At 58.9% G+C, this 14,983-nt stretch carries 17 protein-coding genes; 6 read left to right on the top strand and 11 right to left on the bottom strand.

Annotated features, from left to right (window positions below):
- Positions 1–120 precede the first annotated feature (120 nt).
- Both AGR2A_RS13230 and lgt read right to left on the bottom strand, forming a co-directional pair.
- A complete protein-coding gene (locus AGR2A_RS13230) occupies positions 121–1,221 on the bottom strand; it encodes a class I SAM-dependent methyltransferase (protein WP_072494683.1) in 1,101 nt (366 codons plus the stop codon).
- A gap of 16 nt (positions 1,222–1,237) precedes the next feature.
- Positions 1,238–2,050 (bottom strand): prolipoprotein diacylglyceryl transferase, encoded by an 813-nt coding sequence (gene lgt, locus AGR2A_RS13225; RefSeq protein ID WP_072494682.1) that lies wholly within the window; start codon positions 2,048–2,050, stop codon positions 1,238–1,240.
- A gap of 308 nt (positions 2,051–2,358) precedes the next feature.
- Here lgt and AGR2A_RS13220 point away from each other — a divergent pair, with 308 nt between their 5' ends.
- The 4 genes from AGR2A_RS13220 to AGR2A_RS13205 all read left to right on the top strand — a co-directional run bounded on the left by AGR2A_RS13220 (position 2,359) and on the right by AGR2A_RS13205 (position 4,722).
- Positions 2,359–2,622, top strand: coding sequence for an accessory factor UbiK family protein (locus AGR2A_RS13220; RefSeq protein ID WP_004442935.1), 264 nt, complete (start codon positions 2,359–2,361; stop codon positions 2,620–2,622).
- Between the two features lie 426 nt (positions 2,623–3,048).
- Entirely contained in the window at positions 3,049–3,549 is a 501-nt protein-coding gene (locus AGR2A_RS13215; RefSeq protein WP_004442934.1) for a YbjN domain-containing protein, read from the top strand.
- Between the two features lies 1 nt (position 3,550).
- Positions 3,551–4,369, top strand: coding sequence for a pyrroline-5-carboxylate reductase (gene proC / locus AGR2A_RS13210; RefSeq protein ID WP_004442932.1), 819 nt, complete (start codon positions 3,551–3,553; stop codon positions 4,367–4,369).
- An 11-nt stretch (positions 4,370–4,380) separates the two neighbouring features.
- Positions 4,381–4,722, top strand: a complete 342-nt coding sequence (locus AGR2A_RS13205; protein ID WP_004442931.1) for a tRNA-binding protein — start codon at positions 4,381–4,383, stop codon at positions 4,720–4,722.
- A gap of 14 nt (positions 4,723–4,736) precedes the next feature.
- On the opposite strand, the gene AGR2A_RS13200 is transcribed toward AGR2A_RS13205, so the two are convergent.
- From AGR2A_RS13200 to AGR2A_RS13180, 4 genes are all read right to left on the bottom strand, one after another.
- Positions 4,737–6,116 carry an ATP-binding protein gene (locus tag AGR2A_RS13200; protein WP_006699624.1) on the bottom strand — a complete coding sequence of 460 codons (1,380 nt, stop codon included), beginning with the start codon at positions 6,114–6,116 and terminating at the stop codon, positions 4,737–4,739.
- 31 nt (positions 6,117–6,147) lie between these two features.
- Positions 6,148–6,861, bottom strand: coding sequence for a response regulator (locus AGR2A_RS13195; protein WP_006699625.1), 714 nt, complete (start codon positions 6,859–6,861; stop codon positions 6,148–6,150).
- Between the two features lie 2 nt (positions 6,862–6,863).
- Positions 6,864–7,370 carry a MarR family winged helix-turn-helix transcriptional regulator gene (locus AGR2A_RS13190; protein ID WP_004442928.1) on the bottom strand — a complete coding sequence of 169 codons (507 nt, stop codon included), beginning with the start codon at positions 7,368–7,370 and terminating at the stop codon, positions 6,864–6,866.
- A 237-nt stretch (positions 7,371–7,607) separates the two neighbouring features.
- Complete coding sequence (locus AGR2A_RS13180) at positions 7,608–8,207, bottom strand: DUF1236 domain-containing protein (RefSeq protein WP_004442927.1); 600 nt, start codon at positions 8,205–8,207, stop codon at positions 7,608–7,610.
- Between the two features lie 229 nt (positions 8,208–8,436).
- On the opposite strand from AGR2A_RS13180, the gene AGR2A_RS13175 reads away from it, so the two are divergent.
- Positions 8,437–9,081, top strand: a complete 645-nt coding sequence (locus tag AGR2A_RS13175) for an MBL fold metallo-hydrolase (protein WP_072494681.1) — start codon at positions 8,437–8,439, stop codon at positions 9,079–9,081.
- 86 nt (positions 9,082–9,167) lie between these two features.
- On the opposite strand, the gene AGR2A_RS13170 is transcribed toward AGR2A_RS13175, so the two are convergent.
- The 4 genes from AGR2A_RS13170 to AGR2A_RS13150 form a co-directional block, all read right to left on the bottom strand.
- Positions 9,168–9,383, bottom strand: coding sequence for a cold-shock protein (locus tag AGR2A_RS13170; RefSeq protein WP_003494703.1), 216 nt, complete (start codon positions 9,381–9,383; stop codon positions 9,168–9,170).
- 445 nt (positions 9,384–9,828) lie between these two features.
- Complete coding sequence (locus AGR2A_RS13160; protein ID WP_037089805.1) at positions 9,829–10,731, bottom strand: DMT family transporter; 903 nt, start codon at positions 10,729–10,731, stop codon at positions 9,829–9,831.
- 152 nt (positions 10,732–10,883) lie between these two features.
- A complete protein-coding gene (locus AGR2A_RS13155; protein WP_004442924.1) occupies positions 10,884–11,195 on the bottom strand; it encodes a hypothetical protein in 312 nt (103 codons plus the stop codon).
- Positions 11,196–11,331: 136 nt separating this feature from the next.
- A complete protein-coding gene (locus AGR2A_RS13150; RefSeq protein ID WP_072494680.1) occupies positions 11,332–12,255 on the bottom strand; it encodes an EAL domain-containing protein in 924 nt (307 codons plus the stop codon).
- A 212-nt stretch (positions 12,256–12,467) separates the two neighbouring features.
- On the opposite strand from AGR2A_RS13150, the gene AGR2A_RS13145 reads away from it, so the two are divergent.
- Positions 12,468–13,670: a pyridoxal phosphate-dependent aminotransferase gene (locus AGR2A_RS13145; protein ID WP_072494679.1), complete on the top strand. Its 1,203-nt coding sequence runs from the start codon at positions 12,468–12,470 to the stop codon at positions 13,668–13,670.
- 59 nt (positions 13,671–13,729) lie between these two features.
- On the opposite strand, the gene AGR2A_RS13140 is transcribed toward AGR2A_RS13145, so the two are convergent.
- Positions 13,730–14,836, bottom strand: a complete 1,107-nt coding sequence (locus tag AGR2A_RS13140; RefSeq protein ID WP_072494678.1) for a calcium:proton antiporter — start codon at positions 14,834–14,836, stop codon at positions 13,730–13,732.
- Positions 14,837–14,983 lie beyond the last annotated feature (147 nt).

Genomic DNA, 14,983 nt, shown 5'->3' with positions numbered 1-14,983 from the left:
AGCCCAGTGGAGCAGGGTCAAGCGAGATGTTTCCTGTTGCCGCGGCGTTGCGCGGCGTGTGTGATGCAGTGTGCCTGCTTCGTGTGTCGCGACGATGTTGGCCCAGAGGTTATTACGCTGTCAATCCACTGCCCGAAACGGCAGAAGATGGAGCGCGGGACTGGAAACGGCGATGACTTTGAAAAGTTCCCCCATCTTGCCGGCGCCTTCGCCGGCGAGGCGGTTGACGGCTTCGGCGATGGCGAGGGTCTGGTCCGCGGTTGCCTTGGCGGCGAGCGCCCCGGCCCGTTCCTTGAGGCCGAGGCCGTAGAGGAAATCGCCCTGTCTCAGGGTGCCGTTAACATGAACACCGGTCGCCTCGGCCGTTTTTACAAGACTTTCGAAATCGACATGGCTGGTCAGATCGGCTTCGCCTGGATGGGCGAGCGGCGGATCGAAGGCATGGTTGCGCATGGCCTGCAGCGTGTCGCCATAGCCGGCAACCAGATGGCCGTAATCAATGGCGAGCGCGGTGCCGCCATGGGCAGACAGGCGCTGGCAGATTGCGGTCATCACCGCTTCCCGGGCGGGCGAAATCTCTAATATCGTGCCAAGCGGCTGCCGTTCGGGCTGCGGCGGAAGCAGCGCCGGGTCTATGCTGGCAAGACCCGTGGAGAAGACGAGGTCGCCATTGGCGTCGAGGCTGACCACGCGTTCGCGGAAACCCTGCGGCGTCCTGACGAATTGCCGGATCGGAATGGCGTCGAAAAGTTCGTTGGCGACAAGCAGCAGGAAACCTTCAGGCACATCGTCGAAACTGTCATGCCATGCCAGTCGACCCGCATGTTCGGCCAGCGCCTCCTTCTGGATGGCGGAAAGGCGCGGGCTTGTCTCCACCAGATGCACCCGCATCGTCTCATAGAGCGGCGGCGCGATGCGGCGAATGACGCGCAGCATGTCCGCCATCATGGTGCCGCGGCCGGGGCCGATTTCCACCAGCCGGGTTTCAGCGGGTGCACCGTGCCTCTGCCAGGCATGAACCACGAAAACACCAAGCATTTCACCGAAAAGCTGGCTCACCTCCGGGGCGGTGATGAAATCACCCGAACGGCCGAAGGGCTCGCGGCTCTTGTAATAGCCATGTTCCGGATCGGCGAGGCAAAGTGAAAAGAAGTCGGTTACGCTAAGCGGACCGTTGAGCCGGATAAGTGATTTGATGCGTTGCGCGAGCGGTGTGGTCATGGCTGGCCATACCGCTTTAGGCGACTTTTGCCGCGCGGCGCGCGCGCAGGACGGCCCAGAGGCCCAGAAGGAACATTGGAGTGGACAGAACCATGCCCATGGTCAGCCAGTTGCCGGCGAGATAACCGATCTGCGCGTCCGGTTCGCGAAAGAATTCCACGAAGATGCGTGACAGCGCATAACCGCAGACGAAGATGCCAGTGACGGTGCCGGGCCGCTTCAGAGCCTTGAAGGCGTAAATGGCGATGGCCAGAACGATGGCCAACACGAGGCCTTCGAGGCCAGCCTCATAAAGCTGGCTCGGATGGCGCGCGAAAGGGCCGCCTGTGGGAAAGACGACGGCCCATGGCACATCGGCAATGCGGCCCCACAATTCGCCATTGATGAAATTGGCGATGCGGCCGAACAGCAGGCCGATGGGTGCTACGGCTGCGACGATATCGAACATGCTCCACACCGGAATGCTGTTCTTGCGGGCGAAGAGGATCATGGCGATCGTCGTGCCGATCAGGCCGCCATGGAACGACATGCCACCATTCCAGATCTCGATGGCCCTGATGGGATTGGCGGCCACGGCTGCCATATCGTAAAACAGGATGTAGCCGATGCGCCCACCGAGCACGATGCCGCCGGCTGCCCAGAGAATGAAATCATCGAGGTGCTGCGCCGAGATTGGCGACACATCGTTAGGCCACAGCCAGTCCGTGCGGGCGAGGCGGCGGGCGTAAAGCCAGCCGAGCATGATGCCAGCGACGTAGGCAATGCCGTACCAGTGGATCGCCAGAGGACCGATGGACAGCGCTATCGGGTCGATATTCGGGAAGGGCATGATGGCGAGTGAAGTGGGAGCGGCTATCAATCCGTATATATTCCGTCATCGTTGCTGGGCGGACAACGGATCATCCATTGTCTCAAAGGACCGGGCGATGATGCTCACCGGTTCTTTGACGCCAAGGAAAATGGCGATTGCGGTGGCGGCGGTCAAGGTGATTCTTTAAGCTATGGCTCAACATACCAAAGGTGATGCAAGCTCTTGGGATTTTTCGATTTCGCTTGCAAGGCGATGGTGGAGTGCCTACCTGAATGCTATCAACAGCGGGCAAGATGATGCCCCTGAACCGACGAAGGATGAGCGCCATGAGCACGACAGGCACCAATCGTTTTCTGGATGAATTCGCCAAGCTGATGACGGATGCGGCCGGCGCGGCCCAGGGCGTGCGCAAGGAGGCCGAGGCTGCGTTCCACGCACAGGCCGATCGCTGGCTGAACAGTCTGGATGTCGTCCGGCGCGAGGAATTCGACGTCGTGCGGGAGATGGCTATCCAGGCGCGGGATGAAAATGACGCCCTACGCGCCCGGATCGAGGCTCTCGAAGCAAAGCTTTCGGCCACGAAGGACTGATTCTTCATCACTTTTCTCAGAAGCCCCGGATCGCAGGCGATTCCGGGGCTTTTTGTTTTTCGGCTCTCTCTGGTCGGCTTGATCTCCGGTTGCCGAAAGTCGTGCTCAGACGCGAATTTTTTGGGCCTGTGGACACTTCCAAAAAACACAATCGGCAGAGTCGCTTAAGACTCTCGCCTGAGGTGATGGGGGAGAAGATATCCACTGCTCAAAAAGCAAAAATGGCGACCGAGGGGTGGCAGCGGGACTCGGCCATTATACACTGATTTTAAATGATGATTCGAAAAGACCGGTAAGCTCCAGACAGGGTGAATGCGTTATTCTGGTGGTGTCGGGCAATCGTCTCAAATGTTTATCCCGGTTTGTATGTGCGTTTTGTGCCCGGCGTTCAAAACACGACATTCCGACCGGCTGAGAAGGTGCCGCATGAGTCTGATAGAATTTGAAATTGAGCGTCAGTCCAATCCCGTCGATATGATCGAGATTGTCGCTGCCTCGAATGACTGGTCGTTCGAGCGTTCGGGCGAGGACGAGATCGCCATGACTGTGGCGGGCCACTGGGCCGATTATCACGTTTCATTTGCGTGGATGGAAGATTTCGAAGCGCTGCATCTTGCCTGCGCCTTCGACATCAAGGTGCCCGATCACCGTGTCAACGAAGTTATTTGCCTGCTGTCGCAGGTCAACGGTCAGGTGCTGATGGGGCATTTCGATCTGTGGCGGCAGGAAGATGTCGTGATCTTCCGCCAGTCGCTGCTTCTGTCAGGCGGTGCCGAGCCGAACAACCAGCAAGTAGAAGTGCTGCTCTCCAGCGCGCTGGAGGCCTGCGAGCAATATTATCAGGCATTCCAGTTCGTCGTCTGGTCGGGTCTGGATGCGAAAAGTGCAATCGAAGCGGTCATGTTCGAGACCGTTGGAGAAGCGTAACATGGTGTACAAGGCTTCCGGGCCGCTCGTCCTCGTGGGCGCCGGCAATATGGGCGGCGCCATGCTGTCTGGCTGGCTGAAAAAGGGCGTGCCGGGATCGCAGGTCATTGTCGTTGACCCGCGGCCCTCCGACGCCATGCGCACAACGATTACGGAAGCGGGTGCGGCCCATAGCGAAAGCGCGCCTGAAGGCGTCAAGGCTGGCATTCTTTTCGTGGCGGTGAAACCGCAGATGATGGAAGCAGTGCTGCCTTCGCTGAAGCCCCTGCTGGGCCCGGAAACGGTCGTCGTCTCCATCGCGGCCGGCACCACCATTGCCACCTTCGTTTCGCATTTCGGTGCGATTGCCGCGGTGCGCGCCATGCCCAATACGCCAGCGATGGTGGGCCGTGGTGTTACCGGTGCATATGCAAATGAACTTGTGACACCCGAGCTTAAAGCCGTGGTGGACGGATTGCTGAAGGTCAGCGGTCCGGTCGAATGGGTGGATGCCGAAAGCGATATCGATGCCGTGACCGCGGTTTCGGGCAGCGGGCCAGCCTATGTCTTTTATCTCGTGGAATGCATGGCTGAAGCCGGCCGCAAAGCAGGTCTTCCGGCGGATGTGGCCATGCGTCTGGCGCGTGAAACCGTGGCTGGCGCCGGCGAGCTTCTGCACCAGTCCTCCGACGAGGCGGCGCGCCTGCGCCAGAATGTGACTTCGCCGGGCGGCACCACGGCTGCCGCACTTTCCGTGCTGATGGCCGAAGACGGCATGCAGCCCCTGTTCGACAGGGCGGTCGCCGCTGCCAAGACCCGCGCAGAAGAACTGGCGGGCTGAGGAGGCGGGCGATGAGCGGCGAAATTTCCTATGCCGATTTCGAGAAGGTGGATATCCGCGTCGGTACGATCGTGGAAGCCGAGCCTTTTCCCGAGGCGCGCAAACCGGCAATCAAGGTGAAGATCGATTTCGGGCCGGAGATCGGCATCAAGAAGTCCTCGGCGCAGATCACGGTGCACTATACGCCGGAAAGCCTTATCGGCCGGCAGGTTCTGGGCGTGGTGAATTTTCCGCCGCGCCAGATCGGGCCGTTCCGCTCCGAGGTCCTGACGCTTGGCTTTGCCGACGCCAATGGAGATATCGTACTGGCTGCGGTCGAAAGGCCGGTGCCTAACGGCGAGAAAATGTGCTGATTGGCGGCCTGCCGTCAAGCCGGGATTTTGACGATAACCCTCAATCCGCCCATCGGGCTTTTATCCAGCGACACGTCGCCGCCATGGCTGCGGGCGATGTCGCGGACGATGGAAAGGCCAAGACCCGTGCCCGAGGCATTGAGGTTGCGTGCCTCGTCCAGTCGGAAAAACGGCTTGAATACATCCTCGCGTGAATTCTCCGGAATGCCCGGTCCGTCATCGTCAAAGGTCATGATAATGGAGCGTGGCGCCTTGCGGATATCGACGTGGAGGTTGCTGGCGTAACGCCGGGCATTTTCGGCGAGATTGGCGACGAGCCGTGAAAGTGCGTTCGGCCGCGCGATGATCCTCTCGATATTATAGAGTTCGTAGCTGAATTTCTTGCCGTGCAGTTCGAAATCATGGCCGATTTTTTCGAGAAGTGCGGGAAGCTCCAGCGTGCCGACATCCTCTTCCACATCGGTGCGGGCAAAGGTCAGATAGGCTTCCAGCATCGACTGCATGTCTTCCACATCCTTGTCGAGCCCCTCGAGATCCGGATTGTCGCCGGCGAGCGCCAGCTGCAGCTTGAACCGGGTGAGGATGGTGCGCAGGTCGTGGCTGACACCGTTCAGCATGGCGGTGCGCTGCTCCATCTGCCGTTCAATGCGCTCCCGCATGAGGATGAAGGCAAGGCCTGCCCGGCGTACTTCATCCGCGCCGCGGGGAGAATAGGCGCTGACCTTCTGGCCCTTGCCGAAATTCTCCGCCGCCTTGGCAAGCGCTTCTATCGGCTTGATCTGGCCGCGCAGGAAGAGGATCGAAATGGCGATGAGCACCAGCGATGCGCCAACCATCCAGACAAGGAAGATGTGGGTGTTGGAGGCATAGGCCGCGCTTCTGCTGGTGAAGACGCGGAGCGTCTTGTCATCGAGCTGGACACGGATTTCCACCAGTGAGCCGTTGCCATAGGTATCGATCCAGAAGGGCCTGCCGATCTGTTGGCTGAGCTGGTTTGCGAGGATGGTATCGAGAATCGAGAAAAGCGGCTCCGGCCGTGGCGCCGGCAGGTCCGTCTTGGGCTCGATATAGACGCTGAGACCCAGCTTGTCGCGGGCGATGCGGATGACCCGCTGATAGTCATCCTCTTCGGGGTCTGTCTGTAGAAGTTCGATGATCGCGGCGATATCCCGGGTCACCGCTGCCGAAAGGCGTTCGGTCACCAGCTGCCAGTGGCGCTCCATGAAGACGGCCGCGACCACGGCCTGCAGCAGGATCATCGGCAGGATGATGATGAGGAGCGAACGGGTGTAAAGCCCGGTGGGCAGCCAGTGTCGCAGCCATCTGCCGAGGGAGCGCCAGGTCTTTGCGACGGCGCTTTTTTTAAACGTGTCGAGAAAATCGAGGCTCGCCATGGTCGTGCGTTCGCCCTTCGTTGGGTGCTCGTCAGTCCACGCTGAGGCGGTAACCGATGCCACGCACCGTTTGCAGATAGACCGGGTTGGCAGGGTCGTCCTCGATCTTGCGGCGAAGACGGTTGATCTGCACGTCGATCGTTCTTTCGCCCACTTCCGACTCCGCTTCCACCAGCTCGTGCCGTGGAATGGTATCGCCGGCGCGTAGCGCAAAAAGCAACATGATCTCCTGTTCGCGATCTGTCAGGCGGATCGTTTCCGGACCGCGCCGCAGTTCCCTCCTGGGAATGGAGAAGCTGTAGGGGCCGAACATGATCTGTTCGATCTTGGGCGTGTCCGGGGAGGTGTTGCGCCGCAAAATATTGTTGATGCGCAGGACCAGTTCGCGCGGATCAAAAGGCTTGGCGAGATAATCGTCCGCTCCCGCTTCCAGCCCGGCAATACGTGAATCCGCTTCCGAGCGGGCGGTCAGAAGAATGACCGGCACGGATTTGTCTTCGTTCAGCGAGCGGGTAAGCGAAAGCCCGTTCTCTCCGGGCATCATCACGTCGAGGATCAGCAGATCGAAACGGATGCCCACCATCTTGCGGCGGGCTTCTGCTGCATCGGCCGCAACGGAGATGCGATATCCCTTGTCGCCAAGAAAACGCTGCAGGAGATCGCGGATGCGAGCGTCATCGTCGACGATCAGGAGATGAGCCGCATCGTCGTCCGCTGGTGGACGTTTTGCCGGAGCTTGCGCCATCGTCACTCATCCTCCACGCTTGTCATCGTCGCCGGGCTGCGCATCTGCGCCAGAAATTTGCGCACGCAGGCGCGCGCATCGGGACCGAGGCCTTCCAGCGCGCGGTCGATGCGGCGTGATTGTGGTTCGCTGAGCGCCAACGCCAGTTCGCGGCCTGTCAGCGTCGGATAGAGCCGGCGCTGGCGGCGGTCTTCAGGACCTGCCATCTGGCGGATGTAACCGTCGTCGATCAATTGCTTCAACACTCGGGCGAGGCTCTGTTTGGTTATCTGCAGCGTATCGAGCAGATCCGCCACCGTCATGCCCGGCTGCCGGCTGACAAAATAGACCACCCGGTGATGCGCGCGCCCATAATCAAGTTTCGACAGGATGACGTCGGGATCGGAGACGAAATCGCGATAGGCGAAAAACAGTGCTTCGATCGTGTCGAAGTCAATCTTGCCGTCGTCAACCTTCGGCAGTGCCGGTGTCTGTCTGGCGGCGGCGGTTTTGAGCGATTGCGGTGGCACTGCGGTTCCTTCATATTCTGCGGCTGTCTGATCATATGTTGCAGGCGTCGATGCGCCAATATTCTGTAAACATAGCCGAAAATGCGTCCGCTCGGGAGAATGCCGCGATCATTTTCTGTTGCGGTGGATAATATGGCGAGGGTGCCGGTGCAACTGGAATCCTGAGCGACCTTTACCGCAAATACAAAAGAGCGCGGAAACTCCGCGCTCTCAAGCATTACTGTGGTCATGGCCGTCTTACTGGTAGACGTAGACGATACGACGTGTCGAGGGTTCTACAAGTACAGGTACATCGTTCACCCGCACATACCGATACTGATAATCTGGAACTTCAACCAGACGGGTATCGGCCGGCAGGACGCTGCCAACGGCAATGTCACCGTCATAGGTGATGGTATCGGCAGGGTGCTCGTCAATATAGGTGATGACCGACTGCGGCGGATCGACTTCGCCGACGCGGCCCAGATTCGGATCACCGGGGTTCGGTTCAGCCTGGACACTCGAAGTTTTTTCGTAGGTCACGACCGGCACGCTGAGTTCCGTGCGGCGTTCCTTGAGAATGACGGGCGAACCTTCATACATCACGTTCAGGTAATCGGCATGGGCCCAGCCGCGCAGACCGTTCACCTCGATGCGACACCAGCTGCTGCCTTCCATGCAGCCGTCCAGCACGGCATTGCTGCCACGCGTGGCGAGGCCGACTTCCGGATAGTCGTCACCGGGCCCGGACCGGACAGAAATATCCGAGGCGGTTGTTGCGACCATGGCGGCATTTGCATAGCCCGCCATCAAGGCGAAGGCGCCACCAGCGATCAGCATTTTAAGCGTCTTGTCCATGTGTCTCACTCCTTTCAAGACTGGTGCTACAACGTCGCAATCCCCAGGGCGTTCCACATTTTTCGGGAAGATCATGTCTCATCAAGCCGCCTCTTCGTGTTATCCAACTGTATGGAATAGGGATTTTCTTCGTGAATTCGCCGCTGAGAACAAGGCGACCTGTCGCCATTGTGCCGTAACCGGTAGCGGGCTATAGGATGGCGGATCTTTCAGACAGGAGACACGGGATATGGGAAAGTTGCAGGCCGGGATTATTCCGGTCACGCCATTTGAGCAGAATTGTACCGTCCTGTTTGATCAGGATACCAAGGAAGGCGTCGTCGTCGATCCTGGCGGGGATGTGGACGTCATTCTTCAGGTAGTTGCTGAAAACGGCATCACGCTCAAGGAAATATGGTTGACGCACGGCCATCTCGACCATGCCGGTGGTGCGGATGAGTTGCGCGAAAAACTCTCCCTGCCGGTGATCGGGCCGCATGAAGATGACCGGCCCCTGCTGGAGAGAATTGAGGTGCAGGCGCAGAAATACGGCATCAGCGGTCTGAAGAACGTCGTGCCGGATTCATGGCTGAAGGAGGGTGACAAGGTCTCCTTTGGTGATCACGTCTTCGAGATCTATCATTGCCCGGGGCACGCGCCCGGGCACGTAATCTATTATAACCGCGACCAGAACTTCGCCCATGTCGGCGACGTGCTGTTTGCCGGGTCGGTGGGGCGCACGGATCTGCCGGGTGGAAACCACGAGCAGCTGATGGCGTCCATTCGCGATAAGCTGCTGCCGCTTGGCGACGATGTCGGCTTCATCTGCGGCCACGGCCCGGGCGGACGGCTGGGTGAGGAGCGGCTGACCAACCCCTATCTCAAGGGACTGTGAGCGCCGGACGGCTGCGGTCTGCAGCGCGCACAAAAAAACCCGGCATTCCTGCCGGGCTTCAACTAGAAAAGAAAGCCGTTTTAGGGTCAGCCAGCAATCTGCAGATTGACTGCCTTCGGCCCTTTGCCGCGACGATCCGGTTCCGTGTCGAAGCTCACTTTCTGATTTTCTGAAAGTCCGGACAGGCCGGAAGCCTGTACGGCAGAGATGTGAACAAAGATATCAGCGCCACCATTGTCTGGCTTGATGAAGCCGAAGCCTTTGTCTGTATTGAAGAATTTTACGGTGCCAGTTTCGGCCATGCATCAGGTCCTTTTCGCTCTGCCCGCGTTCAGCTACAGGCAGCATTACAGTTTTGCCCCGCGTGGGCGTTGGCAGGCAGTTTTTGACTATTGAGAAAATGGACCTTCGCAGCGGGAAGTAATGGCGTTCTCATCCAACGTTTTTCGTCCCACCGCCCGAGGTTTATAGCGTCCCCAGTGCGCAAATTTATAGGCCTTCCCATGCTCGCAAATTGCCCGAACCGCAGTAGATTGCTGCGTTTATCGAAAATTGGCAAGCAAAAGTTTTTACGGGCTTTTTGTCAGATAAAAAACCTGCGGTAGAGTTACGCGTGGGAACCGCACATTTTTTTCGCATAAGTGATAGTTGATGAAATAATTGCCGGTTGGTCTGAGCTTTCCCGGCAAAAATTTGGACGCGTGACCGCGATTTCCCGAGAAAACAGAAAAAACAGTTCTTTTCGCGTCACGCCGCTTCTGTCGCGGTTTTTTGCCGTTTGCGCGTCAGTTCCGGTACCAATTCCACGATCAGGATGGCGATGAAAATGATCAGGCAGCCGACATAGCCGGCACTGGAAATGGTTTCCTTGAGGAAAATCGAGGCCAGCAGGGCGCCGAAGAGCGCCTCCGACGACAGGAAAATCGCGGCCTGCGGCGCTGTTGTGTAGCGCTGGGCAATCACCTGAAGCACAAAGGCGAGGCCGGAAGAAACGAGGCCGACATAGAGAATTTCCACCATCGACGCCTCGATCGCGCCCATGCTGATCGGTTCGGATACAACGCCGATCATGCAACTAAGAAGGGAGCAAACCGCGAATTGTGTGCAGGAGAGCGCAAGCGGCCGGCCGCTTTCGGAGACGAAGCGCCCTGCTAGCGTAATCTGGATCGCCCAGAAGAAAGCGCAGATGATGCTGAGAATATCCCCTTTCGTCAGCGTCTCGAAGGCGCCGCCGGAAAGGAGGAATATACCGCCGAGCATCATCAGCGCGCAGGGCCAGACGACCCAGTGGGGGTGACGGCGGTAAAGCAGAACGGCAATCACGGGCACGAAAATGACATAGAGCCCGGTCAGGAAGCTGGAATTGGTGACCGTCGTGGTCAGCAGCCCGACCTGCTGGGTGGTGGCGCCGCCGAACAGCGCAAGACCGACGAGAATGAAGCTGCCGATCTGACGCGGGCGGGGCGGTGATTTCAGGGACCGGGTTTCCATGAGCGCGAAGGGCAGCACGGCGATGGCGGCGATGGCGAAACGCAAACCGACGAACCAGAAAGGGCCAATCGAGGCCATGGCTGAGGATTGTGCGACAAAGCCGCCTCCCCAGATTGCTGCGGCGAGCAGAAGCAGCATATTGGCCTGAATTCGCGTCATTATTGGCACCAGCACTGCGGGGCCGGGAGATCATTGACGTCACGGCCGGGCAAACAGGGGATTTTGTGAGGTGTCATCCAGCTGTGTCGGACGACTGTTTCCCGGGTGCTTTAGCAGCAACATGCCGATGCCGCAAGTCGAGGGGAGGGCCGTTATCTATAACGGCGGGCCTCGTCCTTCAGGCTGCGCCGGGTAAGCATCAGGCCGCCAAGGCCGAGGCCGACGAACGCCGCGGCCGAGAGGACGATGAGCAGGATATGCGGACCTGCCTTCGTCGTCGCAGCCACCTGCGGTATGGCGGAGGTATGCAGGGTGTCCACCGCTTGCGCAGCCGCATTGGCCGATGTCGCGATGCCGGCTGCCATGGTGATGATGACAAGAAAAGCCGCGACCGCCATCCAGAGGGAAAACAGCGTTCTCTGTGCCCTTAACCTTTCAACGGAAGTGCGGTCGTTGGTAAACATGGCTGTCGCCTCTTGTCCCTGTTCTTAAAGGACAAAAGAGGCTTCGAAATGGACGGCTTGGAGACCGAATTCTGGCGTTCCGCGGCATTTATTGCGGCAATATTGTGGCGGGGGCGTTTTTGAACCGGAGTTGGCGTCAGAGGCCGCGTTTTCCGAAGGTCCGGGTCTGGCGAAGGGGATGCGCGTCAGTGGTACGCTCCTCACGGAAAAAAGCCGCGGCGCCTTTCTCCAGTCGTGCGGCAGGGGAAAAATAAGCGCTGCCCAGCTCGGGAAAGCGCGCGTCGAAACTGGTGGGCGCAAGTTCCGGTTTTGCCAGAATGTAGCCCTGCATCAGGAAAACGCCGAGTTCCTCACATTGCTCCACCTGCCAACCGGTTTCCAGCCCCTCGAAAACCGGCTCTATCCCATCCTCCCGAAACTGGCTGACAATGACGCGCAGGAGAGCGGCGCCCGCAGAATTCTGCATGAAGTCGCGCACCCAGCCCGCTTCGAATTTCACATAGTCCGGCTTGATGAGCTTTACCCGTTCGATGGCGGTATCGCCGGCGCCGTAGTCATCGAGCGCCACGCGAAAGCCGATATCGTGCATGTGGTAGGCGAAATCTGCGACCATCTGGGTGTCGGAGGCCTTCTTCTCGGAGATTTCGCAGACGATACGGTCTGCCGTCATACCGGCCTCGTGGGCTGCGAGACGCATGCGCTCCACTTCCTGCCGCATCTTGGCTGGTGTCTGGAACAGGCCGGGATGGAAATTGACGAAGATGCGCGCGCGGGAGCGGCTGAGCCTGCCGGTGTTGAGAATGTGGATGGTCCGCAGGATGCTGTCGATATTTTCGATGTCTTCCGGTGCCACCAGCGAGAAAAATTCACCTGGTGTTACCGGTTCACCGTTGCGGTGGGGTCGCACAAGACCTTCGAAGGAATCGATGTCCAGCGGGCCGCCTGATGTGCGACGGAATATGGGCTGCAGGGCGGACTTGAGGTTGAAGCTGTTATAGGCGGTGGACCATGTGCCATCGGCCTCGCGGACAAGACTGGAAAAGATGCTTTTGGGCGCCATTTTTCAACCAGCTATAGAGAGACACGACCCCTAGGCTCGCGAATGTAGCTCAACAAGCGTTACTTCCGGGTTAAGGAAGGCTTAAATTGTACCCCACGGCGGATAGGCTGGCTTTTGGCCTTGAAACTAGGCCCGTCTTTCGACATAGAAATTGCCGCAGCAGACGAGATTTCCAAGCTCTGCGATGTCAACCCCAATAGGACCGATTAAAAATGGCCTTCCTTGCCGACATTCTCTCCCGCGTAAAGCCATCCGCCACCATCGCCGTTAGCCAGAAAGCCCGCGAGCTTAAAGCGCAGGGCCGCGATGTGATTAGCCTTGGCGCCGGCGAGCCGGATTTCGATACGCCCGACAATATCAAGGAAGCGGCCATTGACGCGATTAAACGCGGTGAAACGAAATACACGCCTGTTTCCGGCATTCCGGAACTGCGCAAGGCGATTGCCGACAAGTTCAAGCGTGAAAACGGCCTCGACTACAAGCCGGAGCAGACGATTGTCGGCACCGGCGGCAAGCAGATCCTGTTCAACGCTTTCATGGCGACGCTGAACCCCGGTGATGAAGTCGTTATCCCGGCGCCGTACTGGGTCAGCTATCCCGAAATGGTCTCGATCTGCGGCGGCACGCCGGTATTCGTCGACGCGACGCTGGAAGACAATTTCAAGCTGAAGCCGGAAGGGCTGGAAAAGGCGATCACGCCGAAGACCAAGTGGTTCGTGTTCAACTCGCCGTCCAACCCGTCGGGCGCGGCCTATTCGCACGACGAGTTGAAGGCGCTGACCGATGTGCTCGTCAAGCACCCGCATGTATGGATCCTTACGGATGACATGTATGAGCACCTGACCTATGGCGACTTTAAATTCGTCACGCCGGTGGAAGTAGAACCTTCGCTCTATGACCGCACGCTGACGATGAACGGCGTTTCCAAGGCCTATGCCATGACCGGCTGGCGTATCGGTTACGCTGCCGGCCCGCTGCCGCTCATCAAGGCCATGGACATGATCCAGGGCCAGCAGACCTCGGGCGCGAGCTCCATCGCACAATGGGCCGCGGTCGAAGCCTTGAACGGCACGCAGGATTTCATTCCGGCGAACAAGAAAATCTTCGAAGGCCGCCGTGACCTGGTCGTCTCCATGCTCAACCAGGCTAAGGGCATCAGCTGCCCGGCTCCGGAAGGTGCGTTCTACGTTTACCCGTCCTGCGCCGGCCTGATCGGCAAGACCGCGCCGTCGGGCAAGGTCATCGAGACGGATACGGATTTCGTCTCCGAGCTTCTTGAAGCCGAAGGCGTTGCCGTTGTGCAGGGCTCGGCCTTCGGTCTTGGCCCGAACTTCCGCATTTCCTATGCCACCTCGGAAGAGTTGCTGGAAGAGGCCTGCAAGCGCATCCAGCGCTTCTGCGCCGATTGCCGCTGATCGGTTTGTAACCTCGATTGAAGAAGCCCGGCAGCGATGCCGGGCTTTTTTCGTTTCGGTCAGAGCCCCAGGAACAGCAGCATGATGAAGGTGGCGAAGAGAATGAAATGCGTCATTCCTTCAATCGCGTTGGTTTCACCGTCATTGAGGTTGATGGCGGCGGCGATGAGCGTGATGAAGACCATGACGGTCTGAACGGGCGTCATCGCCATGATGAAGGGCTGGCCGGTATAGAGCGCGATACCCTCCATCACGGGCACGGTCAGGATGACCGTCGAAAGCGATGCGCCCATGGCGATATTGACCACGGCCTGCATACGGTTGCGCAGGGCGGACCTGAGCGCGGTGAGGATTTCCGGCGATGCCGAGATCGTCGCCACCACCACGGCCATCAGCGCTGGCGGTGCGCTGGTGCCTTCAAGACTTTCGCCCAGGAAGGCGGACATGAATTCCGCCAGTACGCCGATCAGAACCACGCCGGCGATGATGAGGCCGATGGAGAGTGGTACGTTGCCTTCATCGTCCTCTTCCGCATGGCTGCCTGCTGGCTGGCCGGCCGGATGTGGCTTTCGAGGGTAAGTGTAGCTGAAAAAATAGCTGTGCGGGCCCACCTGCATTTTGAGGAACAGCGCATAAAGCGCAATCATCGCCACGATTGTGAACACCGAGTAGATGTGCCAGCTCTGTTCAGGAATGAACTCAGGCACTATCATCGATATGCCCATAGCCGTCAGGATCATCACGCCATAGGTCTTGCCGGAATCATCGTTATACGGCTGTTCTCCGTGGCGAAGGCCTCCAAGAAGCGCGGCGAGACCAAGAATGCCGTTGATGTCGATCATCACGGCGGAATAGATCGTATCCCGCACCAGCGTGGGTGAACTGGATTCGCTCATGATGATGGCAAGGATCAGCACTTCCACCGCAACGGCCGACAGCGTCAGGATCATGGTGCCATAGGGTTCGCCCACCTTGGCGGCCAGGATTTCGGCGTGATGGGCAACCCGCATCGAGACGAGAACAATGAGCCCGATCAGCACGACGGCAGCGATGATCGTCGCCGTCTTTCCCGCTTCGAAGATTGCATGTTCGGCCAGATAGGCGACGATTGCCGCCGGTATCGCCAGAAGCAGCATACGCTCCTGTTTCAGAATAGAACCCGCCATTGACTTCCCTTCCCCCGGATCGGCTTAGGCTGTGACGTATCGTCCCTCAGATCAAGCAGGATTTGCGCTTGAGTGCTTTTGGTAGGATAGTGATGTCGCAGGACATGCTGCTCATGCCGCGGTGTCCCCATCGGGTGCAATGCTTGA

The organism is Agrobacterium genomosp. 2 str. CFBP 5494 (assembly GCF_900013495.1).
Taxonomy (GTDB): domain Bacteria; phylum Pseudomonadota; class Alphaproteobacteria; order Rhizobiales; family Rhizobiaceae; genus Agrobacterium; species Agrobacterium pusense.
Note: the sequence above shows the minus strand (reverse complement) of the source record. Positions and strands in the feature narration are given on the sequence as shown.

Bases quoted from the DNA above. Each gene is read 5' to 3' on its own strand.
- AGR2A_RS13215 (WP_004442934.1), top strand. From the start codon at position 3,049: ATGAGTCTGATAGAATTTGAAATTGAGCGTCAGTCCAATCCCGTCGAT.
- AGR2A_RS13180 (WP_004442927.1), bottom strand. From the start codon at position 8,207: ATGGACAAGACGCTTAAAATGCTGATCGCTGGTGGCGCCTTCGCCTTG.
- lgt (WP_072494682.1), bottom strand. From the start codon at position 2,050: ATGCCCTTCCCGAATATCGACCCGATAGCGCTGTCCATCGGTCCTCTG.
- AGR2A_RS13200 (WP_006699624.1), bottom strand. From the start codon at position 6,116: ATGGCGAGCCTCGATTTTCTCGACACGTTTAAAAAAAGCGCCGTCGCA.
- AGR2A_RS13160 (WP_037089805.1), bottom strand. From the start codon at position 10,731: ATGACGCGAATTCAGGCCAATATGCTGCTTCTGCTCGCCGCAGCAATC.
- AGR2A_RS13170 (WP_003494703.1), bottom strand. From the start codon at position 9,383: ATGGCCGAAACTGGCACCGTAAAATTCTTCAATACAGACAAAGGCTTC.
- AGR2A_RS13145 (WP_072494679.1), top strand. From the start codon at position 12,468: ATGGCCTTCCTTGCCGACATTCTCTCCCGCGTAAAGCCATCCGCCACC.
- AGR2A_RS13150 (WP_072494680.1), bottom strand. From the start codon at position 12,255: ATGGCGCCCAAAAGCATCTTTTCCAGTCTTGTCCGCGAGGCCGATGGC.
- AGR2A_RS13140 (WP_072494678.1), bottom strand. From the start codon at position 14,836: ATGGCGGGTTCTATTCTGAAACAGGAGCGTATGCTGCTTCTGGCGATA.
- AGR2A_RS13195 (WP_006699625.1), bottom strand. From the start codon at position 6,861: ATGGCGCAAGCTCCGGCAAAACGTCCACCAGCGGACGACGATGCGGCT.
- proC (WP_004442932.1), top strand. From the start codon at position 3,551: ATGGTGTACAAGGCTTCCGGGCCGCTCGTCCTCGTGGGCGCCGGCAAT.
- AGR2A_RS13175 (WP_072494681.1), top strand. From the start codon at position 8,437: ATGGGAAAGTTGCAGGCCGGGATTATTCCGGTCACGCCATTTGAGCAG.
- AGR2A_RS13155 (WP_004442924.1), bottom strand. From the start codon at position 11,195: ATGTTTACCAACGACCGCACTTCCGTTGAAAGGTTAAGGGCACAGAGA.
- AGR2A_RS13205 (WP_004442931.1), top strand. From the start codon at position 4,381: ATGAGCGGCGAAATTTCCTATGCCGATTTCGAGAAGGTGGATATCCGC.
- AGR2A_RS13230 (WP_072494683.1), bottom strand. From the start codon at position 1,221: ATGACCACACCGCTCGCGCAACGCATCAAATCACTTATCCGGCTCAAC.
- AGR2A_RS13220 (WP_004442935.1), top strand. From the start codon at position 2,359: ATGAGCACGACAGGCACCAATCGTTTTCTGGATGAATTCGCCAAGCTG.